Source organism: Sphaerimonospora cavernae (genome assembly GCF_042435035.1).
In the GTDB taxonomy this organism is placed as follows: Bacteria; Actinomycetota; Actinomycetes; order Streptosporangiales; family Streptosporangiaceae; genus Sphaerimonospora; species Sphaerimonospora cavernae.
In genome coordinates this window covers 1-20,423 of record NZ_JBHMQT010000072.1, presented here as the reverse complement: position 1 = coordinate 20,423, position 20,423 = coordinate 1, and the positions used below count along the sequence as shown (strand labels likewise).

The window sequence follows — 20,423 nt, the reverse complement described above, 5'->3', positions numbered from 1 at the left end:
CCGCCGCAGTCAAGCACCGAGTCGCGCCCCACCGGCGACTCGCCGTCCCCCATCAAGCTTCTGGAGTCAGCCCGTGCGTTTCCCCCCGCGCGCCGCGTCCGCCGTACTCGCCTCTGTCGCCATCGCGGTTCCCCTCGCCGCCGCGAGCCCCGCGACGGCCGGGACCCGGCCGAAGAGCGTGCCCAAGGACGCGGTCGAGGTGACCGTGAAGAAGGTCATCGACGGAGACCAGTTCGAGGTCACCACCTCGAAGGGCGCGACCGTACGCGTCCGGCTGCGGGATGCCGACGCGCCCGACCCGGGCGTCTGCTGGTTCGAGGAGGCGTTCGCCCACCTGTCCGAACTGCTCCCCGCCGGCCGGCCGGCGTACCTTCAGCTTGAGCCGAAGCTGGAGGTCCAGGACGGCGCCTACCTCCTCTACGCCTGGTCGCCCAAGGGCGTCTTCGTCAATGGGGACCTGGTCAGGAACGGTTACGCGCAGATCGCGGCAGACTACATCGCGGGGAGCTACCCCGTACACCGGTACACGGCGTGGCAGGATGCCGAGCAGATGCGAGCCCAGGCCGATCGCCTGAGGATCTGGTCGGGGATCTGCCTGGCGCCCGACACCTACGACAGGCGCTATTCGATGGAGATCCCGCCGGGCACCGACCAGGACCAGAGCGGCCTCGCCGTGTCACCGGTCGAGCCGACGGGCCCCTCGCCCGAGGTGTACGAATTCCCGGAGCTGTCCCCGCTGCTGGAGACCGGCGCCGACGACCTGCGGACCCCACCCCCGACGACCGGCCAGTCACCGGCCCCCGAGGCCACGCCGAACCCGCAGCCGGACGGAACCGGCGATGACCCACGGTTCGGGACCTGCGAAGAGGCGATCCAGCACAACTACGGCCCCTACCGGCGCGGGATCGACCCCGAGTACGACTGGTACATCGACAGGGACGGCGACGGCATCGTCTGCGAACGGTGACGATCGACCACGGAAGCCGGGCACCATGGGTTTCGACCGCCTGAAGCGAGGGATGGCGGGCCGGTTCACCGGGGCTCGGCGGCCGACACCACCAGGTCGCCGCGGAGCTTGGCCATCCCCCGGGAGACCGTGCTCTTGACCGTGCCCACGCTGATCCCGAGCGTTCTGGCGATCTCGGGCTCGGTCATGTCCTCGTAGTAGCGCAGCACGATGGCGGTCCGCTGCCTGGCAGGGAGCCGGGCGAGCGCCTGCTCAAGTTCGTCGTGCCAATGCCGCGGGTCGTGCTGGGGCGGCGCCTCGGGAAGCTCCTCCGAGGGGAACTCCTCAAACCTGCGCCGCCGCCACCAGGAGATGTTGATGTTCACCATGGTCCGTCGCACGTAGCCGTCGAGGGACGATCGGTCCTTGATCCGGTCCCAGGCCAGATATGTCTTCGTCAGGGCGGACTGCAGCAGGTCCTCGGCGTCGCTGGGGTTCCCCGTGAGCTGGTTGGCGACCCGCAGCAGAGCCGTCCCACGGGACAGGACGTACGTGCGGAACTCCTCGTGCTCCACGATCATGCGATCACCAGCCTGGCCTGGAGGGCGTGTCGTGCCAGAATCGCAGCCCAGCCCTGGGATCCGGCTGAACCGTGATCCTGGTTTCGCACCGCCATCGGCAAAGATCACACAAGCTCGGCGGTGGGTTCCTCGGCGACGCGGACGGGCCGCGGACGGATTTTGCCCCGAAGCGGGAGATAACACGTTGCACCGGGAGGAGGAATGTTTCTCCCCCGACTGTTTCTCACCGATGGATCCATCCGTGCCAGACCGGGCGGCATGTGAAGGTAGAAACGGGAGGGGCGATGCCGTACCGGGATGTGGAGCGAAGACGAATGCTGGCGGCGGCCGCGCTGGGCCGCGACCTCCGGCCTCCGGCCCCAAAGCTCGACGGGCTCGACAGACGGGACGGACCGGACAAGCGGGATGGTAACGCCGGAAATGAGAGCACCGGGGAGGGGGCAGCCGGGAGTCCCGGCGCGGGAAGCGAGGTACGGCTCCTCGCGGTCAGCGGTCGCGTCCTCGACATCAGCCCGCACCTGATCATCCTTGAGGACGACGCGGGGGAGGAACGTCGGCTGGTCGTCGCTCCCCGGGCGACCGCGTGGCGGGGGGCATCGGTGCCGCCCGCCGATCTCCCCGTCGGGGCCCGGGTCGTCATCCGGGCGCTGCGATCCGGCACGGTCGCCGAGCGGATCTGGGCTGACATCACCCGAATCACCGGGATCATCCGTGACGTACGCGGCAGCCGGGACCTCACGATCGAGCTCGATGGCGGCGCGCATCGGAGAACGCGCTCGATCGTGGTCCCCTACCGCTTCTCCGGCAGGATCCGGGTGCGGCATCCGCAGCTCGCGCCCGGCTACCTCTTCGACGCGATCGGTGTGCTGGACGACGGCACCGCGCTGGCACATCTGCCGGCGACCTCGCAGCCGCCTTACCATGCGCGGGCCGTGCCGCCGCCGTCCGCGACGTACGGCGGGGCGCAGTCGAAGATCTCCGGCGCTGCCGTGTGGGCCGACCTCGATGAGTACGGCGTGGCCTATCCGATGCTGGAGGCGGACGACGTCGGCTGCGACGACGTCGGTCTCTCCTGCGCCGGCCTGCCGTACCTCGCACTCGGTTCCATGCTCGAGGTGCGCAACGTGTGCGACGGCCGGGCAGGTGTGCTGCCCATCGTGGGCTGCGGGTGCGTGGCCGGGCGGTTCTGCGACCGATGCCTGGAATGCGGCACCTCGCCGCGCGGGAGGCTCGTGGAGTTGTCCCCCGCGGCGTACGTCGAACTCGGTGGAGACTTGACCAAGGGCTGTTTCAACGCCCGCATCGGATTGGGGTGAACGGTGCTTCCAACGCTTTCCGGGCTTCCAACGCTTTCCGGGCTTGCGGGCCTTGATGTCGTCGCGACGGCCGCCCTGCCGATCCTGGTGGTGGTGCTGGCCCTGGGCGGAGTCGCCAAACTGGCCATGATCGCCCGCCATCGAGAGGGGTCGGCCGAGGTCTCTCCGGGCTCACTGAGCCGCCTCGGGCCGGCGGCGCTCGTGCCGGAGCGGTTCGCGACCCCGATGACGATCCTCTGCGCGGCGGCCGAGTTCGTGTTCGCCGCCGGACTGGTGTTCGTCGATCACCCCGCCGCGCGCTGGCCGTCGGTGGCGTTCTTCGCGGTCGCGACGTACGTCCTGCTGGATCTGCGCCGTCGCCGGCCCGATGTCGGATGCGGCTGCTTCGGAGAGGTCAGCTCGGCACCGATCGGACTGCGGTCCATCGGGCGGACCACGGCCCTGACGGCGATGGCGGTCATCGTCGCGCTGGAGCACGTCACCTGGGCCGATGCGTTGTCGGCCTTGTCATCAAGAGCCCCGGTGGCTCCGGCGGGTGTCTGGCTGGGCGGCCTCGTGATGCTGCTGCTCGTCCTGTCTCCCGAGATCGATGCCGCCGTGGCCCGGCTGCGTCACCGCCTGCCGTGCGAGCAGCGCCCGCAGCCCGCCGCCCGGGCCCTGGCCCGCCTGAAGACCAGTACGGCATGGCGGACGCATAGCGGGATGCTGGAATCAGACGAACCCACCGACACCTGGCGTGAGCTGTGCTGGCGGTTCTTCGTCTTTCCAGGGAGAGACGGCATCGAGGTCGTGTTCGCCGTCCAGCTGGACGGCCGCCGCCCGACCGTCCGGGCCGCCGTCGTCACCGACGACGATCAGCCGCTCCCCTCTCTGCGGGAATCTATGCCTGTATCGGTCTGAGGCTATACAGGCATAGATTCCCGCATCGAGGCGCCGGACGTGCCGGAATTCAGCTCTCTACGGCTCTCTAGCTTCCCCTCTAGAAAGCCGTAGAGAGGTCTATGGGGTCCCCAGGAATCAGGAGACTGGTCTAGATCGGCTGGGCACGGAGGAACCTCCCGAAGTGGGGGACGGTGAACCCGATCAGCCCACGCTCCGCGCTGTAGATCAGCCCCTTCTTGATGAGGCTGTCCCGGGCCGGAGACAGGCTGGACGGCTTGCGGCCGAGCGACACCGCGACGTCGGCCGTCGGCACCGGATCGTCACCCAACTGGGCCATCGCATGCATGTAGTCACGCTCGGCCGGCGTCGCCCGCTCATACCGGCTGCCGAAGAAGCCGACGGCGAGTTCCTCCTCCGCCTCCGGGGCCGACACCCTGATGTCATCGGCCGTGATCGGGCTGCGTGGCGCGAGATCCCAGGCGACTTTGCCGTACGCCTGGACGAAGTAGGGATAACCGTCGGCCGCCTCGTAGAGCGCGTCGAGCGCGTCAGGGGTGAACTCGACCTCCTCGCGGGCAGCGGGGACGATCAGCGCCAGATCCGCGGCATCCCGATCCAGCCGGTCGATCCGGGCATATCGGAATAACCGCTCCGAGTAGCTCTTGCTGGCCGACAGCACACTCGGCAGGTGCGGCAGACCGGCGCCGACCACGATCAGCGGCCCCCCGATCTGGGACAGCTCATGACAGGCCGCGCACAGGGCCGAGACGTCCGGCGCCCGCACGTCCTGCATCTCGTCGATGAACAGTGCGATGCCGACGCCGAGATCGGTCGCGACACCGGCGGCGTCGACGAACAGCTCGGTGAGATCGATCTCCAGGTCACCCGAGTCGGCCCGGCCCCGGGAGGCCGGCACGTCGATGGCGGGCGACCAGTGGGAGGCGCCCTTGGCCGCGGCCGGGTCGCGCATCGCGAACGCCTTGAGCACGCCGAGGAACTCCTCGATGCGTTCGGGCGCCCGGTGCCGGGGGGCGAGCTCCCTCGTGGCCATGTGCAGCGCGGCGGCGATCGAGCGGCGGATCGACTGGTCCGGCCTGGCCTCGATCTTTCCGGTGCCCCACAGCCGCTGCATGGCCATGGACTTGAACGTGTTGAGCAGGACGGTCTTGCCGACGCCGCGCAGACCGGTCAGCACCATGCTCCGCTCCGGGCGGCCGCGGGCCACCCGTTCGAGCACGATCTCGAACTGCTGCAACTCACGGTCGCGCCCCGCGAGCTCCGGAGGCCGTTGGCCCGCGCCGGGGGCGTAGGGATTGCGCACGGGGTCCATGCTCTCGGACTTTATGACGCCGTATAGCGGTCGCCCTAGATTTCCGTAGAAAGCGCTACGGCGTGTCGCGGGCGACGATCGGCGCGGAGCACACCGTTCGGGAACATCAGGGGCGAGAGCCGAATCAGCGGGAATTCGGGGAGACGGGACGGTGAGGGCGGGTGCGCAAGCCGTCGGCACAGCCATGGAACCACCCCTCAACAGTCAGAACGTGGACCGAACCTCTGTTCGACCCGTTGCCCACGACTGTAGCGCGTCCTCGAACACACGCGCGACGCTTTCTGGGGAAAATCCCTAAGCGATCTCGGCGGTGAACTCCCAGGTCAGACGATCTTTCAGGCTTCCGGCCCCCGCCTCGCGTCAGGTGATCTCCACCACCGGGAGCCGTACACCGGGGTCGGCCGAGACGACCGCGGACAGGCGCTGCCGTGCCAGCGCCGGCCACGCCTGGACCGCGCAGAAGGGCGCGCACTGATCCCGATCCGAGCGGGTGCCGACATGGACGCAGCACTGCACGAGACGCTCCTCGATCATGGTGGACATGTCCATGAACGGCTTGATCGTGATGCGGACGATCCGCTCGCCGAGCAGCCGGCGCAGGCGACGGCGGCGGCCCGGCAGCGCCGAGGACACGAGCGTCAGCAGCGTCGGCAGGCCGAGGTCGCAGTTCCCGCCAATGGTCCGCCAGAGCTTGCCGATCTCGGGATGCGACAGCGACGACTGCTCCGACAGCAGGCCGAGCAGCGACTCCTGTACGGCGAGGCGCAGCTCGCGTGGGATCTCCGAGTCGGCGATCCGGTTGGCCACCAGACCGAGGTGCCCCTTGAGGCGATCATGGCCGATCAGCGCGGTCAACGACCGCCACCGGTCCGCGTCGTCACGGATCAGGTAGCCGACCGAGCAGCAGTGGGGATGCGAGCAGGGCAGCGCGGTGAGGTCCCGCCAGGTCACCAGCCCGTCCGTCTGCGGGCCGAGCCGCTTGAGCACGCCCGTGTGGGTGAGCCGGTCCATCGGGTCGATCGTCCCCGATCTCCCGGAGCCGAACTGCGGCTGGATGGACACGCCGCCGACGAAGGGGGTGTCGAGGGCGAGCCGCACCACGTCACCGATCTCCCCGTCGTTCACGCCAAGGGCGGCGGTCATGACCAGCGTGGTGAAGATCTCCCGCTCCGACAGCCGCCGCAGCGCGTCGGCCTTGAACCGCCGCAGGTCACCCCCGCGATGATGGCGCGACGCCTCGGCCGACACGCCGTCGTACTGCAGGTAGATCTCGACCCGCTCCCGATGCCCGGCCAGCAGGTCGAGCAGCGCGTCGTCCTTCGCGATGAGCAGCCCGTTGGTGTTGATCAGAATGCGAGTGATCGGCCGGGTCGCGAGCTCGGCCAGCAGCTCGGGCAGATCGGGGTGCAGGGTGGGTTCGCCGCCGCTCAACATCAGCACGTCGAGCCGGCCGTCCTCCCGTGCGAGCCGCTGGTCGACGTTGGCCAGGATCTCCGCCACCGGCACGACCCCGCGCAGATCGGGCGACGACTCGGTGAAGCAGGTGGGGCAGCGCAGGTTGCACACCTCCGCGACATCCTCGAGCAGGATGCAGGTGTGCTGGGTCTGCATCTCCGGCAGCCCCCGCAGGTACGCCATGGGAACCGGGTCGAAGTTCCCGGGGACGTCGGGCCGGTGCGCCTTCGTGGGTGCGGTCCACTCCTCCAGGTAGGCGAGGATCTCCGGGTCCTCGTCGTAGAGGGTCCGGACCAGGCCGTGTGTACGGCAGCCGCGCTCCAGATAGACCCGGTCATCCCTGACGGCCAGCCACCCCGACAGACGAGCGACGTCCGGGAGCGGACGGTCCGGACACTCGTCGTGGCAGCGCGGGCAGAACGCGTTGACGTAGCGCAGGATCCGGTCTCCACGGAGAGACATTCCAGTGGTCAAAACATGCCGTCCGTGTAGATCGAGGGGTTGACACCGGTGCAGAACCCGGCGGAGATGATGGACATCAGCGCCCAACCGATCATCAGGCCGAGGCCGAGGCCCTTGCTCCACGGCCTGCGTAGCAGGATCAGCAGGATGCCGCCCCCGATCGCGATGGCCGCGAGGAGCACCGCCCCGATCCCGACGATCAGTAGTTCGTTGTCACGCATCGCATTGGCCACGCCGAGCGTGAACAGAAACCCGGCCACGTTGATGACCGCGAACATGGCGATGCCGACGAACGTCAGCCCGATGACGACGCCGATGGAGGAACCCGCCGGTGGCGGTGGCGGCCACCCGGGCGGACCGGGCGGACCGGGAGGAGGCGGCGGACCGGGAGGTGTGTTCATCGAATCTCCTGACGAAGGGTCGCGCTGTCATCCGCGCTGTCATCCGCGCCGTCTTCAGGGAAGGCGTCACCATCGGAGTGGGGCCGCGATCGCTTCCCTGCGCCCGAACCGATCGCGAGCAGGCGATCGTAGAACCCGCTGCGGTAGCCGTACCGGAGCCGAATCGCGACGAGCGCGAGCCCGGGGAGGAGGAACCACTGCGGGCGGGTCAGATCGAGCCACACCGTCTCGTTGGCCCGGGTGAACTCCACGAGGAACCGGAACCCGGCGTACGCCGCGACATAGAGGGTGAACAGCTCCCCGGGACGGTTCACCCGGCCGCGCGCCCACAGCAGCGCCGCGAACACGGCGAACTGGAAAACGATCTCGTAGAGGAACGAGGGGTGCATGGTCTGCCCCGCCAGGCAACCCGGGCATTCCGGCACCGACGCCGGAGCTCGGATCCCCCACGGCAGGTCTGTGGGACGGCCCGGGGCCTCAGTGAGGAAACAGCCGATCCGGCCGACGGCCATGCCGAGCGCGACCGCCGGAGCGAACAGGTCGCCCGTCTTCTCCCGATATCCGATGAGCCTTTTGGCGATCAGCACGCCGACGTACGCGCCGGTCAGTCCACCCAGAACGCTGCGGGAGCCGAACATCCACGCTTCCAGGAGCGTCGGGTTGAGCGCCGGGTTGAGATGCTCGGCCCATCCGGACAGACGCATCCCGATCGCACCGCCGACCAGGGCACCCGCGACCGCGAACAGCGGCTCCTCCCGAAGCGCGCCCCTGCGCCGCGCCTCCAGAACGAACACCACGCTCGCGACGATGACCCCGAGCGCCACGAAGAAGTCGTGGGCCGGCACGGTCAGCGCGCCGAAGCGCAGCTCTGAGATCACGACGCCACGATAGCGGCCCCCTCCGACGTTTCCGTTCCCCGATTTCCGCAGATGGCTCCGCCTCCTCCCGGACATGAGCATCGACCGGCAACTGCAAGATCACGGTCGATGAAATGCCTGGCCAGCGGCACAACGTGCGAGTTTCTGCAAGATCACGCACGGGAATCCCCTGGTCGCGAGGGGTGACTGCGAGAAACTGCAAGATCACGCGGGAGGGGGGCGGGGGGCGCGGGGGTTGCGAAGGAGCGCGGAGGCGGGCGGAGGTAGCGTGCCTCTATGGCTTGTTTACGGAATCCCAGGTCAGCGGTGATCGCGATGGCCATCGTGGGCGTAACGGCCTGCACCGCTACGGCCTGCACTGCGGGAGACGCCGAACCCGCAGCCAGGACCTCTGTCACCACAGCCTCACCCGCCGCTGTTTCTTCCGTTGTCACCGTCCCTCCGGACCAGACACCGACGTCATCTCCGACCTCATCGCCGTCGCCCGCGACGCCGGCCGAGACGCCGTCGGCCGCGGCCGAGCCACCCGAGTTCTCGGCAAAGATCAGCAAGGTGTCCCGGGCCGAGGTTCCGCACTCGTGGCGGCCGAGTTGCCCGGTGCCACTCAGTGGGCTCCGGAAGATCACCATGACCTACTGGGGCCTCGACGACCGGGCCCACACTGGCGAGATGGTGGTGAACGCGGCCGTCGCCGAGGACGTCGCCTCGGTCTTCCGGAAGCTGTACGACCAGCGGTACCCGATCCGGCGGATGGAGCTGGTCGACGCGTACAAGGGCAGCGACTACGACTCCATCGATGCGGGCAACACCTCGGCCTTCAACTGCCGGAGCGCGACCGGCTCGGGCAACTGGTCGGAGCACGCCTACGGCCGGGCGATCGATCTCAACCCGCTCGAGAATCCCTTCGTGTACGCCGACGGCTCGCATGCCCACTCGAACGCCGACAAGTACGTCGACAGGCCGAAGAAGCCCGGAGTGATCCACGCCGACGACAAAGTGGTGCGAGCGTTCGAGGAGATCGGCTGGGGCTGGGGCGGCTACTGGTCCAGCTACAAGGACTACCAGCACTTCTCGAAATCAGGGCACTGACCCGTCAATCAGGCGCCCAGTCCGGCACCACACTGATGTCATGCCGATCGGCATGACTCCGCGCCCGAGCCTCTCGCCGTCCCTTACCGGCGGCGGCACTTCATCGCATCCCGATCCTGATCGGATCGGAAATCGCAGGCTCAGAAATCGCAGCCTTGGGAGGCCTGCTCCGCCCGACGCCTTCGCTGTTTCCAGCCGCGCCGCAATTCCCAACCTTCTTGTACGGCCATGCCATACAAAAGCGCGATGCGTGCAAGATTGCCCGATAACCCCAATTTTGGCCGATAACCGCGATGGCCACGAATCAATCAAGCGATCAGCCGATAGTGCCAAATCGGTGCGCCGCTTCCGCTGCGTGGCACCTTCCGGCCATAGAACGGGACCTGCCATCTCTACAGGAGGTCCCATTGCTTACGCACTGGACGAGAAAGTCCATCAATGACAACGGCCGGGAAGCAACGGCCATGCCGCGACGGAGAAGCTGGAAAGCTCGCGTCCGGGCGGCCGTGGCCGCCGCCGCCATCGCGATCGGCCTGACTCCGGCGGCGGCCCTGCCCACGGGAACCGCCGCCGCGGACACCGCCCCGGCCCGACAGCAGCAGACCGTGACCGCCTATGTGTCCAACGCCCTCCCCGGTACCGTGCTCGCGTACAACACCTTGACCAACACGCTCATCAAGACCATCCCCGTCGGGACCAGCCCGGACGGGATGGCGAGCACGCCCGACGGCACCCGCGTCTATGTCGCCAACATCGTTTCCAACGACGTATCGGTGATCGACACGGCCACCAACACCGTCGTCGCCACCATCCCGGTAGGGACCCGCCCCATCGACGTGGCGGTCTCACCCGACGGCACCCGCGCCTACGTCGCCAACTCCGCCTCCAACAACGTATCGGTGATCAACACTCGCACCAACACCGTCGTCGCCACCATCACCGTCGGCACCGGCCCGGAAGGAGTAGCCATCTCGCCCAGCGGTCGCCGCGCCTTCGTCGCCAACACCTTCTCGAACACCGTCTCGGTGATCGACACGAGCAGCAACACGGTCGTCACCACCATCGCCGTGGGCACCAAGCCCATCGGTGTGGCGGTCACGTCGGGCAACTTCGTCTTCGTGGCCAACTCCGGCTCCAACACCGTCTCGGTGATCGACGCCGACAGTGACACCGTCGTCGCCACCATCACCGTCGGCGCCGCGCCCGACCGCGTGGCGGCCACGCCCGACGGTGGCTTCGTGTATGTCACCAACTCCGACTCCAGCACCGTCTCGGTGATCGACACGAGCACCGACACCGTCGTCGCCACCATCCCCGTCGGGGCCTCTCCCATGGGAGTGGCGATCACGCCCGACGGCACCCGCGCCTACGTCGCCAACTTCGTTTCCAACACCGTCTCGGTGATCAACACTCGCACCAACACCGTCATCGCCACGCTGACAGGGGGAGGCTTTCCCACCGGTGTGACCGTGGCGCGCGTCCGCACGCAGGTCAGCCCGCAGGTCATCCCACAGCGGCCCGGCGCCGCCGCCGGCGTGGACGGCGTCGTGGACCAGAGCATGGGCCGAGTGGGGGCGCCGAGCACGGCCCGCCTTCTCGCCCACCGTCACCCCGGTGCCGCCACACACCACCGCACGAAGGCGCACAGGGCCCACCACACCCGGCGACCCACTACGGCGAAGGCCGCCGACCCGGGCCGGTGAGTACGACCACGGCTCGGTAGCCGGTACCGGGCGCAGGTGAAAGCAGTGCCCGGGGAACACAGCACCCATGAAGTACGGAGCCCCGGCGGAGTTCGCATCGCACGACTTCCGCCGGGGCCTTCGGCATTTCCGGCCGCGCCCGAAGCTCTCAGCAGCCTTGTACGGCTATGCCGTATAAGCACCAAATCCGGAAATATCGCGTTAATTCCGTTCGGCGGCTCCGCGTCGGACCAACGGTCGGGAGTCAGTCAAGCAGCCAGCCGGGAGCGCCAAATATCGCGGCGCTTGCGGTCCCGGCACTTCCAGAAGCCGGATCGTCAAATGTCGCATTAGCGCATTCTGTGGCAATCAGTCGGCGTTCTCGCCAGGAATCAATCAAGTGGTCAGCTGAAAGTGCCAAGTCGGTGCGCCGCTTCCGGTGCGTGGCGCTTTCCGGCCATAGAACAGGACCTGCCATCTCTTCGGAAGGTCCCATTGCTTATGCGCTGGACGAAAAAGTCCACCCATGACAACGGCCGGGAAAACCCGGCCACGCCGCGCACGCGGAACTGGAAGACCCGCGTCCGGGCGACCGTGGCGGCGGTCGCCGTGGCGGTCGGCCTGGCGCCGACCGCCGCCCTGCCCGCCGCGGCCACCACCGCGGCGGCGCAGCAGCAGGCACGCCAGGTCACCTACGTGGCCAACACCAACTCCAACACCGTCTCGGCGATCAACGTCAGGAACAACACGGTCATCGCGACCATCCCCGTGGGCACCGCTCCCATCGGGGTGGCGACCACGCCGGACGGCACCCGCGTCTACGTCACCAACGCTCTTTCCAGGAACGTGTCGGTGATCAACACTGCCACCAACGCCGTCATCGCCACCATTCCCGTCGAAGTCAACCCCGTCGGAGTGACGGTCTCGCCCAACGGCAACCGCGCTTACGTGGTCAACAACGGCTCCAACAACGTGTCAGTGATCGACACCGCCGCCAACACGGTCATCACCACCGTCACCGTCGGGACCGCCCCCGCCGCGGCGGCGGTCACGCCCAACAGTCGCTTCGTCTATGTGACCAACACCGGGTCGAACAACGTATCGGTGATCAACGCACGCACCAACACCGTCGTCACCACCATTACCGTCGGAACCACCCCCTCGGGAGTGGCGATCACGCCCGACAACTTCGTCTACGTGAGCAACGCGGGGTCGAACAACGTCACGGTGATCGACGCGGACACCAACGCCATAGTCACCACCATTACCGTCGGAACCAGGCCCGCGGTCGTGGCGGTGGAGGTCACGCCGGATGACGGCACCTTCGTCTGGGTCGCCAACAACGGGTCGAACAACGTCTCCGTGATCGACACGGACACCAACACCGTCGTCGGCACCGTCCCCGTCGGGACCAATCCCCTCGGGGTGGCCGTGGCGGTCACACCGAACGGCGACTTCGTCTACGTCACCAACAACGGATCGAACAACGTCACGGTGATCGACGCGAACAGGCTCATGGTCCTCACCACCGTCACTGTTGGCAACACCCCCAGCGGCGCGGCAGTCGCCAATGTCCAGGGCGCGCAGGAGCAGGCAGCAGGCGCCGGCGTGGATGGCGTCATCGACAACATCATGGGCTGACACCGCTTCAAGCACCTGGCTGCGGCAACGGTCGCCGGGCGGCTCGTGATCAAGACGAGGGACCGGTAGACCGTATAGAGAACAGTTGAACAACCGTGAACAACAGGGCCTCCGGTGGAATTCGCATCGTCGACTTCCGCCGGGGGCCTCCGGCGTTTCCGGCCACACCGAGATTCCCGCCGTTCTCGTACGGAAATTCCGTACGAGAACGTGATGCAAGTGAAATGGCACGACAGTCACCGTTCTATGCCGAAGGCCGGAATGATGACCACGAATCAATCAAGCGATCAGCCGGGAGTGCCAAATCTCTGCGCCGATCCCGGACCATGTCACCTTCCAGACATAGAACAGGACCTGCCATCTCTACGGGAGGTCCCATTGCTTACGCGCTGGACGAGAATGTCCACTGACGACGACGCCCCGACGACCCCGGGCACACCACGAAAGCGGAACTGGAAGACCTGCGTCAGGGCGGCCGTGGCGGCGGTCGCCCTGGCCGTCGGCCTGGCGCCCATGGCGGCCCTGCCCGCCGCATCGGCCGCCGAGCCGACCGCCTCGGCGGCCCAACAGGCAAATGAGGTCGCCTACGTGGTCACCTCCACGATTCCCGTCGGCAGCGTGTCGAAGATCGACACGCGCACCAACACCGTCATCGCCACCATCGCCGTCGGGAACGACCCCTTCGGGGTGGCGATCACGCCCGACGGCACCCACGGCTATGTCACCAACAGTCGCGCCGACTTCGTTTCGCTGATCAACACGATCACCAACACCAGCATCGACATCATCCCCGTCGGCCACATCCCGGAAGGGGTGGTGATCACTCCCGACGGCGGCCGCGTCTACGTCGCCAACAACGGCTCCAACAACGTGTCGGTGATCAGCACCGCCAGCAACACGGTCGTGGCCACCATCCCGGTCGGGAACTCCCCCGAGGGGATGGCGATCTCACCTGACGGGACCCGCGTCTACGTCACCAACACCTTCTCCGACAACGTGTCGGTGATCGACACCGCCACCAACACCGTCGTCGCCACCATCGGCGTCAGGCAGTTCCCGACCATGATGACGGTCGCGCCCAACGGCGCCCGCGCCTACGTCACCAACTTCCAGAGCAACAACGTGTCCGTGATCGACACCGCCACCAACAGGAACGTGCGCACCATCCCCGTCGGGGAGAACCCGGTGGGAGTGGCGGTCGCACCCGACAGCAAGACCGTCTACGTCACCAACCTGGCGACGAGCGACGTGTCGGTGATCGACGCCGACACCAACACCGTCGTGGCCACCATCCCCGTCGGGAACTCCCCACGCGGGGTGGCGTTCACACTCGACGGCACCCGTGCCTACGTCACCAACTCCGCCTCCGCCGGCGTATCGGTGATCGACACCGCCAGCAGGACCGTCATCACCACCGTGACCGTCGACGCCCCTTCCGCTGTCACCGTGGCGCTCCTGCCCGGACCGCAGCCCGGACCACAGCCCGGACCGCAGCCGCGCGCCGCCGCCGGGATCGATGCCGGCGTTGACCAGAGCATGGGTCGCGTGGGGGCGCCGACCCGACGCGGCGAAGCCGCCGGAGCAGGTCGATGAGCATGACCACCGCCCGGTAGACCGGGCCGGGCGCAGGGGAAACCAGCGCCTGGGGAACGCGGCACCCATGAGGTACGGGCCCCCGGCGGAGTTCGCGTCGTCGAACTCCGCCGGGGGCCTTCTCGACATTTCGACATTTCCGACAGCAGGGGATGCCTCCCGCGAACAGCCCCCCTTCATCCCGCATATTGCTGTATTTCATGGTGATGCAGGTGAGATGAGGCGATATTTTCATCTAGAGACGGCTAGCCGGAATGGCAGAATGGTGGCCAGGAATGGATAAAGCGATCAGCCGGGAGTGCCAAACCGGTGTGCCGCTGCCGGTGTGTGACACCGTCCGGACATAGAACAGGACCTGCCATCTCTACGGGAGGTCCCATTGCTTACATTCTGGACGAAAAAGTCGACCCATGACGACAGCCGGGAAAATCCGGCCATGTCGCAGAAGCGGAACTGGAAGGCCCGCGTCCGGGCAGCGGTGGCGGCCACGGCCATCGCGGTCGGCCTGGCACCGTTGGCCGCCCTGCCGGCTGGCGCGGCCACGATGGCCACGATGGTCAAAATGGCCACGACGGCCCCGGCTGCCGCAGTCGCCGCCGAGGCGACCGCGAGTGTTACAGAGCAGGCGCGACAGGTCACCTACGTGGCCGACTTCGGCTCGAACACCGTCTCGGTGATCAATGCCCGAAACAACAGGGTCATCGCCACGATCTCCGTCGGCACCGGCCCTGTCGGGGTGGCAGTCACGCCGAACGGCAACCGCGCCTACGTCACCAACTTCGAATCCGACAACGTCTCGGTCATCGACACCCGGACCAACACCGTCATCGCCACGATCCCCGTCGGCAACAATCCCCGCGGGGTCGCCGTCACACCGAGCGGCAACCGGGTCTACGTCACCAATCAGGGCTCGGACAACGTCTCGGTGATCGACACCGCCACCAACACCGTGCTGACCACCATGTTCGTCGGAGACGCCCCCGAAGGTGTGGCCGTCACGCCGAACGGTACCCGGGCCTACGTCGTCAGCAGCGGCGACAACACGGTCTCCGTCATCGACACCGCGGCCAACACACTCGTCGACATCATCCGGGTCGGAACCGACCCCAGGCAGGTGGCGATCACGCCGAACGGCAACCGCGCGTACGTCACCAACAGCGGCGACAACACGGTCTCCGTCATCGACGCCGCCACCGACACGGTCACCCGCACCATCGACCTCCTCTGCGGCAGCGGCCCCGTCGGAGTGGCGGTCTCACCCGGCGGCAAGCTCGTCTACGTCACCAGTCCTCAACCCGGCGCCGCACCCGGCGTCGTCTCCGCCATCGCCACCGCGACCGACGCGGTCATCTCCATGATCCCGGTCGGAAACGATCCCAACGGAGTCGCCTTCACAGCCGATGGGGCGCGCGCCTATGTGGCCAACTCCGGTTCGAACAACGTCTCCGTGATCGACACCCGCACCAACCTGGTCGCCACCACCGTCGCCGTCGGGAACTTCCCCGAGGGAGTGGCGGTGAAGCGCATCCGCGCCGTGCCGCCCCAGCCGCCCGTCGCCCGGCGACCGGCAGCGGTCAAGGGTGACACGACCAACGCCGACTGACGACTGACATCACGAGACCGGAGGACCCCGGCGGAGTTCGCGTCGTCGAACCGGGGGCCTCCGGCATTTCCGACCGAAAAGACCTTCCCGCACGTTCTTGTCGGTTTATGCCGTACTTCTCCGGATGTGAGCTCGGAAGCCCATGGCGTACCCGCGAATTACGCGGCGATTCAACCTGAATGATGACCAGGAATGCATCAAGGGAGCAGCCGAGAGCACCAAATCGGTGTGCCGATTCCGGGAGAAGCCGACCTTCGGACGTAGAACGGGACCCTGACAGCTCTATGGGAGGTCCCATTGCTTACCCGCTGGACGAGAAAATCCACGAATATCGCCGGCCCCGAAGTGACAGAAGCGGCGGACCCGCCGCGGAGGCGGAGGTGGCGGGCAGCGGCCACCACAGCGGCCACCGCGGCGGCCATCGTGCTCGGCCTGGCGCCGCTGGCGGCCCTGCCCGCCGGTGCCGAAACCGGTGCCGAAACCGCGGCGCAGGGGACACGGCAGATCGCCTACGTGGCCGACTCGAACGCGAGCAACGTGGCGGTCATCGACGTCGCCACCAACACCGTGACCACCACCATCCCCGTCGGGACCAGCCCCGACGGGGTGGCGGTCTCGCCCGACGGCACCCGCGCCTATGTCGCGAACAGCGGCTCGGACGACGTCTCGGTGATCAACACCCGGACCGACGCCGTCATCGCCACCATCCCCGTCGGAAACAGCCCGTTCAAGATCGCGATCACACCGGAGGGCGCCCGCGCGTACGTCACCAACTTCGCGTCCGACAACGTGTCAGCCATCGACACGGCGGCCAACACCGTCGCCGCCACCATCCCGCTCGGGGCCGGGACCAATCCTCAGGGGGTGGCGATCACACCGGACGGCACACGTGCCTACGTCGCCGACTCCGGTGCGAGCACCGTCTCCGTGATCGACACGGCCACCAACACCGCGACCGGCACCATCCCGATCGGCGCCGGAACCATTCCGGTCGATGTGGCGATCACGCCCGACGGCGCCCGCGCCTACGTCACCGACGTCGGCAAGAACAGCGTGTCGGTCATCGACACGGCCACCGACACCGTGACCACCACCGTCCCCGTCGGGGCCGATCCCAAAGGGCTGGCGATCACACCGAACGGCGGCCGCGTCTACGTGGCGAACAACGACTCGAACAACGTGTCAGTGATCGACACGGCCACCGACACCGTCATCGCCACCGTCCCCGTCGGGACCGCCCCGCTGGACGTGGCGGTCACCCCGGACGGCGCCCGCGCGTACGTCACCGACTTCGCGTCCGACAACGTGACGGTCATCGGCACCGCCGCCAACACCGTCCTCGCGACCGTACCGACGGGAGCCAGGAGCGGACCCGTCGGCGTGGCCGTGGCCCGCGTCACCGAGGTGACTCCTCGGCCGCAGCCGCGTAGGCCCCGGATCAAGGCCAGGGTGGACCAGGAGATCGCGGGCGGCGAAGCCCGACCGGCCCAGATCATCGAGACGGGTCAGTTCGCCGAGGCGGGTCGGCGGGTCGAACAGTGGCAGGCCCCGCATTGGAGAATCGTCTCCGAGAACAGTTGGACAGGCCGCTCGGTCACAGGCCGGTAGTCGCTGTCTCTCGTGTCCGCACCCAGCGCGCATGAGGCGTACGGCCCCCGGCGGAAGTCGCGTCGCCGGCTCTGCCGGGGCCATACCGTACAGCCACGCCGTACGTCTGGCCGGGCGAAACGGAGAAAAAGAACAGCGCCCGCTCCTCCGGCCGGAAGGAGGCGGGCGCGTGTCGCCGCATATGACAGCTCCTGATTCACCGAAAACGAGGGAATCACGAGTGAGGTTGTCACAACCTAATGGTCCCGGGGCCGGCCAAACGGCGGAACCGCTCACCTATTCATAACGATCGGCAATCAGGCTCGTCACGCCCGCCGCGCTCGCAGGGCAAGATAGGGCCCATGGTGGCGAAGGACGGAGACGGCTGGGCCCTGTGTTCTCGTGGACACCGGCACTGGGGTCTGCACGGGGCGGCCGGTCTGCTCGCCGTCCATCACACGCTCGACGGCATGCCGTACGTCCTGCTGCAGAAGCGCGCCTGGTGGAGCCATCACGGCGGAACCTGGGGGCTGCCGGGCGGCGCGTGTGACAGCCATGAGGACGCGATCAGCGGCGCGCTGCGCGAGGCGCACGAGGAGGCCGCGCTGACGGCCGATCTCGTCCGCGTCCAGGGCCTGTACGTCGACGATCACGGCGGCTGGTCGTACCAGACAGTGATCGCCCAGGCGGAGGGCCTGCTCGACGCGGAACCCGCCAACGGCGAGAGCACCGACATGCGCTGGATGTCAGCCGACGAGGTCACCGCCCAGGAGCTCCACCCGGGGTTCGCCGACACCTGGCCCGGCATCCGGGCCGCGCTCAACCCGCTCGTCGTCGTCCTCGACGTCGCCAACATCATCGGCGCCCGGGCCGAGCACGGCTGGTGGCGGGATCGGGCCGGGGCGGCCGACCGGCTGCTCGACGAACTGGCCCCGCTCGCCTCGGGCGGGCTGCGCCGTACGCCCGAGGGTCTGCCCGATCTCGCCCGATGGTTCCCTCGCCTCGTCGTCGTGCTCGAGGGTGCCGCGGCCCGCGGCGCCGACTCCCGGGTCCGAGACGAGCACACGACCGTGGTCCGGGCCCCGGGCAGCGGCGACGACGCGATCGTGGACGCCGTACGCGGCAGACGTCCGTGGGAGAAGGTCCTCGTGGTCACCGCCGACCGCGAGTTGCGGCAACGGGTCGCCTCGCTCGGCGCGCTCGTCACCGGCCCCCGCTGGCTGCTCGGCCAACTTTGAGAAGCCGGCTCTGACGACTGACAGGACGAGGGCGGGCGGCCCCCCGGATGGCCGCCCGCCCTGTCACATTTCCGTGGTTACAGCCGCTGCCAGAGGGCGGGAACGATCGGCGGCTCCCAGCCGGGCAGCGAGGTGTGCGACTGGAGGCACCGGTAGCGCACGCCGTCGTAGGTCACGACGTCGCCCGCGGTGTACGGCGTCCAGGTCGCCCAGGTGGTCTCCCCGCCGCCGCCGCCGCCGTTGACGGTCAGCGAGAACGACGCCCCGTGGCTGGCCGAGGAGCCGGCCGCGTTGATGTTGATCGTGTAGTTCCCCGCCGGGGTGGTCGAGGACGTGGCGATCGACACCGTGGACGACTGCCCGGCGGTGATCGTGGCCGGGCTGAAGGACACGGTCACCCCGGAGGGCGCGTTGGCCGACAGCGTCAGGGACTGCGCGTTGCCGCTGGTCACCCGGGTGCTGAGGGTCGCGCTCGCCGACTGGCCGGCCTGCACGGTGGCCGACGACGGGCTCACCGACACCGAGAAGTCGTTCTGCGAAGGCGACGGCGAGGGCGAAGGCGACGTGCCACCCGCGGCGAGCTTCCACAGCACGTTGGCGATGGCGTCGCTGTTGCGGTCGAGCGCCGTCGTGTTGATGTTGTTCGGGTAGCGGTCGCAGGAGGAGTGGTAGCACGAGTCATACGCCTGGCCGGCCGTGCCGCCCCACTTCTGGGCCTGCGCGGTCGTCATGCGCCCCTCGGCACCGGAGAACAGGCCGCCGACGCGCACTCCCGCGTTCTTGAACGGTGCGTGGTCGCTACGGCCGTCGGCGCCGGTCTCCGGCTCGGTCGGCACGTTGATCGAGGCGAAGTAGTCGTTGAACGCCCTCTGGATGGCGACGTCGTCCTTGTAGACGAAGTACCCGGGGTTGGGCGATCCGAGCATGTCGAAGTTGAGGTACGACTCGACACCGGACGCCCCGCCGTTCTGGACGTAGTACGTCGAGCCGATCATGCCCGACTCCTCGGCGGCCCACCAGCCGAACCGCACGTGCTTGGTGAGGGTCGGGTTCTTGGCCGCCAGGGCCAGCGCGACCTCCAGCAGGGCCGCGGAGCCCGAACCGTTGTCGTTGATGCCGGGGCCGGCGGAGACGCTGTCGAGGTGGCCGCCGAGCATCAGGGTCGGGCTGCTCGGGCCGCCCGTCCAGTCGGCGATCAGGTTGGCGTGGGTCCTACCGGCGTAGGAGAAGTTCTGGACCTGCGTCCGGTACCCGGCGGCGTCCAGCTTGCCCTTGATGTAGTTCAGCGAGGCGGTGTGGCCCGCGGTGCCGCTGGCCCGGTTGCCGCCGTTGCTCGTCGCGATCGACTGCAGCTGGCTCAGGTGCGCGGTCACGTTGCCGACTGGAATGTCCGGCGCCTGGCCGCCGTCACCCGGCGGCTGACCGCTGCCGACGGTGAGGGAGTAGTTCGCCTCGTGGGTGGTCGACCCGGCGGAGCCGACGATCGTCACCTGGTGGGTGCCGCTCGGAGCGCCGGAGGACGTGGAGAGCGTCAGCGTGGAGGACTGGCCGGCGGTGACGGTGGTGGGGTTGAACGACGCGGTCACGCCGCTGGGCAGCGAACGCGTGCTCAGGCTGATCGACTGGGCGCTGCCGCCGGTGACGGCGGTGTTGACCCGGGTCGTGACCGACTGACCGGCCTGGACGCTGCCGGAGCTCGGGCTCACCGAAACGGAGAAGTCGTTGCTCGGGCCTGCCGT

Annotated in this window: 16 protein-coding genes; 10 read left to right on the top strand and 6 right to left on the bottom strand. The window is 68.2% G+C overall.

Annotated features, from left to right (window positions below; all coding sequences use genetic code 11):
• The first annotated feature begins 73 nt into the window (after nt 1–73).
• Entirely contained in the window at nt 74–967 is an 894-nt protein-coding gene (locus tag ACFHYQ_RS28770) for a thermonuclease family protein (RefSeq protein WP_394304287.1), read from the top strand.
• Between the two features lie 65 nt (nt 968–1,032).
• On the opposite strand, the gene ACFHYQ_RS28765 is transcribed toward ACFHYQ_RS28770, so the two are convergent.
• Nucleotides 1,033–1,527, bottom strand: coding sequence for a SigE family RNA polymerase sigma factor (locus ACFHYQ_RS28765; protein ID WP_394304286.1), 495 nt, complete (start codon nt 1,525–1,527; stop codon nt 1,033–1,035).
• Nucleotides 1,528–1,811: 284 nt separating this feature from the next.
• Between ACFHYQ_RS28765 and ACFHYQ_RS28760 the strand changes: the two genes are divergently transcribed.
• Nucleotides 1,812–2,843 (top strand): hypothetical protein, encoded by a 1,032-nt coding sequence (locus ACFHYQ_RS28760; protein WP_394304285.1) that lies wholly within the window; start codon nt 1,812–1,814, stop codon nt 2,841–2,843.
• Nucleotides 2,844–2,846: 3 nt separating this feature from the next.
• A complete protein-coding gene (locus tag ACFHYQ_RS28755; RefSeq protein ID WP_394304284.1) occupies nt 2,847–3,743 on the top strand; it encodes a MauE/DoxX family redox-associated membrane protein in 897 nt (298 codons plus the stop codon).
• Between the two features lie 130 nt (nt 3,744–3,873).
• Here ACFHYQ_RS28755 and ACFHYQ_RS28750 read toward each other — a convergent pair whose 3' ends face one another.
• From ACFHYQ_RS28750 to ACFHYQ_RS28735, 4 genes are all read right to left on the bottom strand, one after another.
• A complete protein-coding gene (locus ACFHYQ_RS28750) occupies nt 3,874–5,055 on the bottom strand; it encodes a DUF8462 domain-containing protein (protein ID WP_394304283.1) in 1,182 nt (393 codons plus the stop codon).
• Nucleotides 5,056–5,415: 360 nt separating this feature from the next.
• Nucleotides 5,416–6,972 (bottom strand): radical SAM protein, encoded by a 1,557-nt coding sequence (locus ACFHYQ_RS28745; protein ID WP_394304282.1) that lies wholly within the window; start codon nt 6,970–6,972, stop codon nt 5,416–5,418.
• 8 nt (nt 6,973–6,980) lie between these two features.
• A complete protein-coding gene (locus ACFHYQ_RS28740; RefSeq protein WP_394304281.1) occupies nt 6,981–7,373 on the bottom strand; it encodes a hypothetical protein in 393 nt (130 codons plus the stop codon).
• Entirely contained in the window at nt 7,370–8,251 is an 882-nt protein-coding gene (locus ACFHYQ_RS28735) for a prolipoprotein diacylglyceryl transferase (protein ID WP_394304280.1), read from the bottom strand. Before ACFHYQ_RS28735 ends, ACFHYQ_RS28740 begins: the two co-directional genes overlap by 4 nt.
• Before the next feature lie 627 nt (nt 8,252–8,878).
• Here ACFHYQ_RS28735 and ACFHYQ_RS28730 point away from each other — a divergent pair.
• The 7 genes from ACFHYQ_RS28730 to ACFHYQ_RS28700 all read left to right on the top strand — a co-directional run bounded on the left by ACFHYQ_RS28730 (nt 8,879) and on the right by ACFHYQ_RS28700 (nt 18,684).
• Nucleotides 8,879–9,340: a M15 family metallopeptidase gene (locus ACFHYQ_RS28730; RefSeq protein ID WP_394304279.1), complete on the top strand. Its 462-nt coding sequence runs from the start codon at nt 8,879–8,881 to the stop codon at nt 9,338–9,340.
• A 464-nt stretch (nt 9,341–9,804) separates the two neighbouring features.
• On the top strand, nt 9,805–11,043 hold the full coding sequence (locus ACFHYQ_RS28725; RefSeq protein WP_394304278.1) for a YVTN family beta-propeller repeat protein: 1,239 nt from the start codon (nt 9,805–9,807) through the stop codon (nt 11,041–11,043).
• A gap of 480 nt (nt 11,044–11,523) precedes the next feature.
• Complete coding sequence (locus ACFHYQ_RS28720) at nt 11,524–12,663, top strand: YVTN family beta-propeller repeat protein (protein WP_394304277.1); 1,140 nt, start codon at nt 11,524–11,526, stop codon at nt 12,661–12,663.
• A 399-nt stretch (nt 12,664–13,062) separates the two neighbouring features.
• Nucleotides 13,063–14,256: a choice-of-anchor I domain-containing protein gene (locus ACFHYQ_RS28715; protein WP_394304276.1), complete on the top strand. Its 1,194-nt coding sequence runs from the start codon at nt 13,063–13,065 to the stop codon at nt 14,254–14,256.
• A gap of 436 nt (nt 14,257–14,692) precedes the next feature.
• Entirely contained in the window at nt 14,693–15,859 is a 1,167-nt protein-coding gene (locus ACFHYQ_RS28710) for a choice-of-anchor I domain-containing protein (protein WP_394304275.1), read from the top strand.
• Nucleotides 15,860–16,204: 345 nt separating this feature from the next.
• On the top strand, nt 16,205–17,467 hold the full coding sequence (locus ACFHYQ_RS28705) for a beta-propeller fold lactonase family protein (RefSeq protein WP_394304274.1): 1,263 nt from the start codon (nt 16,205–16,207) through the stop codon (nt 17,465–17,467).
• 341 nt (nt 17,468–17,808) lie between these two features.
• The gene (locus tag ACFHYQ_RS28700; protein WP_394304273.1) at nt 17,809–18,684 is read left to right on the top strand and encodes an NUDIX hydrolase; all 876 of its coding nucleotides are present in this window, start codon (nt 17,809–17,811) and stop codon (nt 18,682–18,684) included.
• A gap of 77 nt (nt 18,685–18,761) precedes the next feature.
• Here ACFHYQ_RS28700 and ACFHYQ_RS28695 read toward each other — a convergent pair.
• On the bottom strand, nt 18,762–20,423 hold a 1,662-nt coding region (locus ACFHYQ_RS28695; protein WP_394304272.1), incomplete at its 5' end, for a M20/M25/M40 family metallo-hydrolase.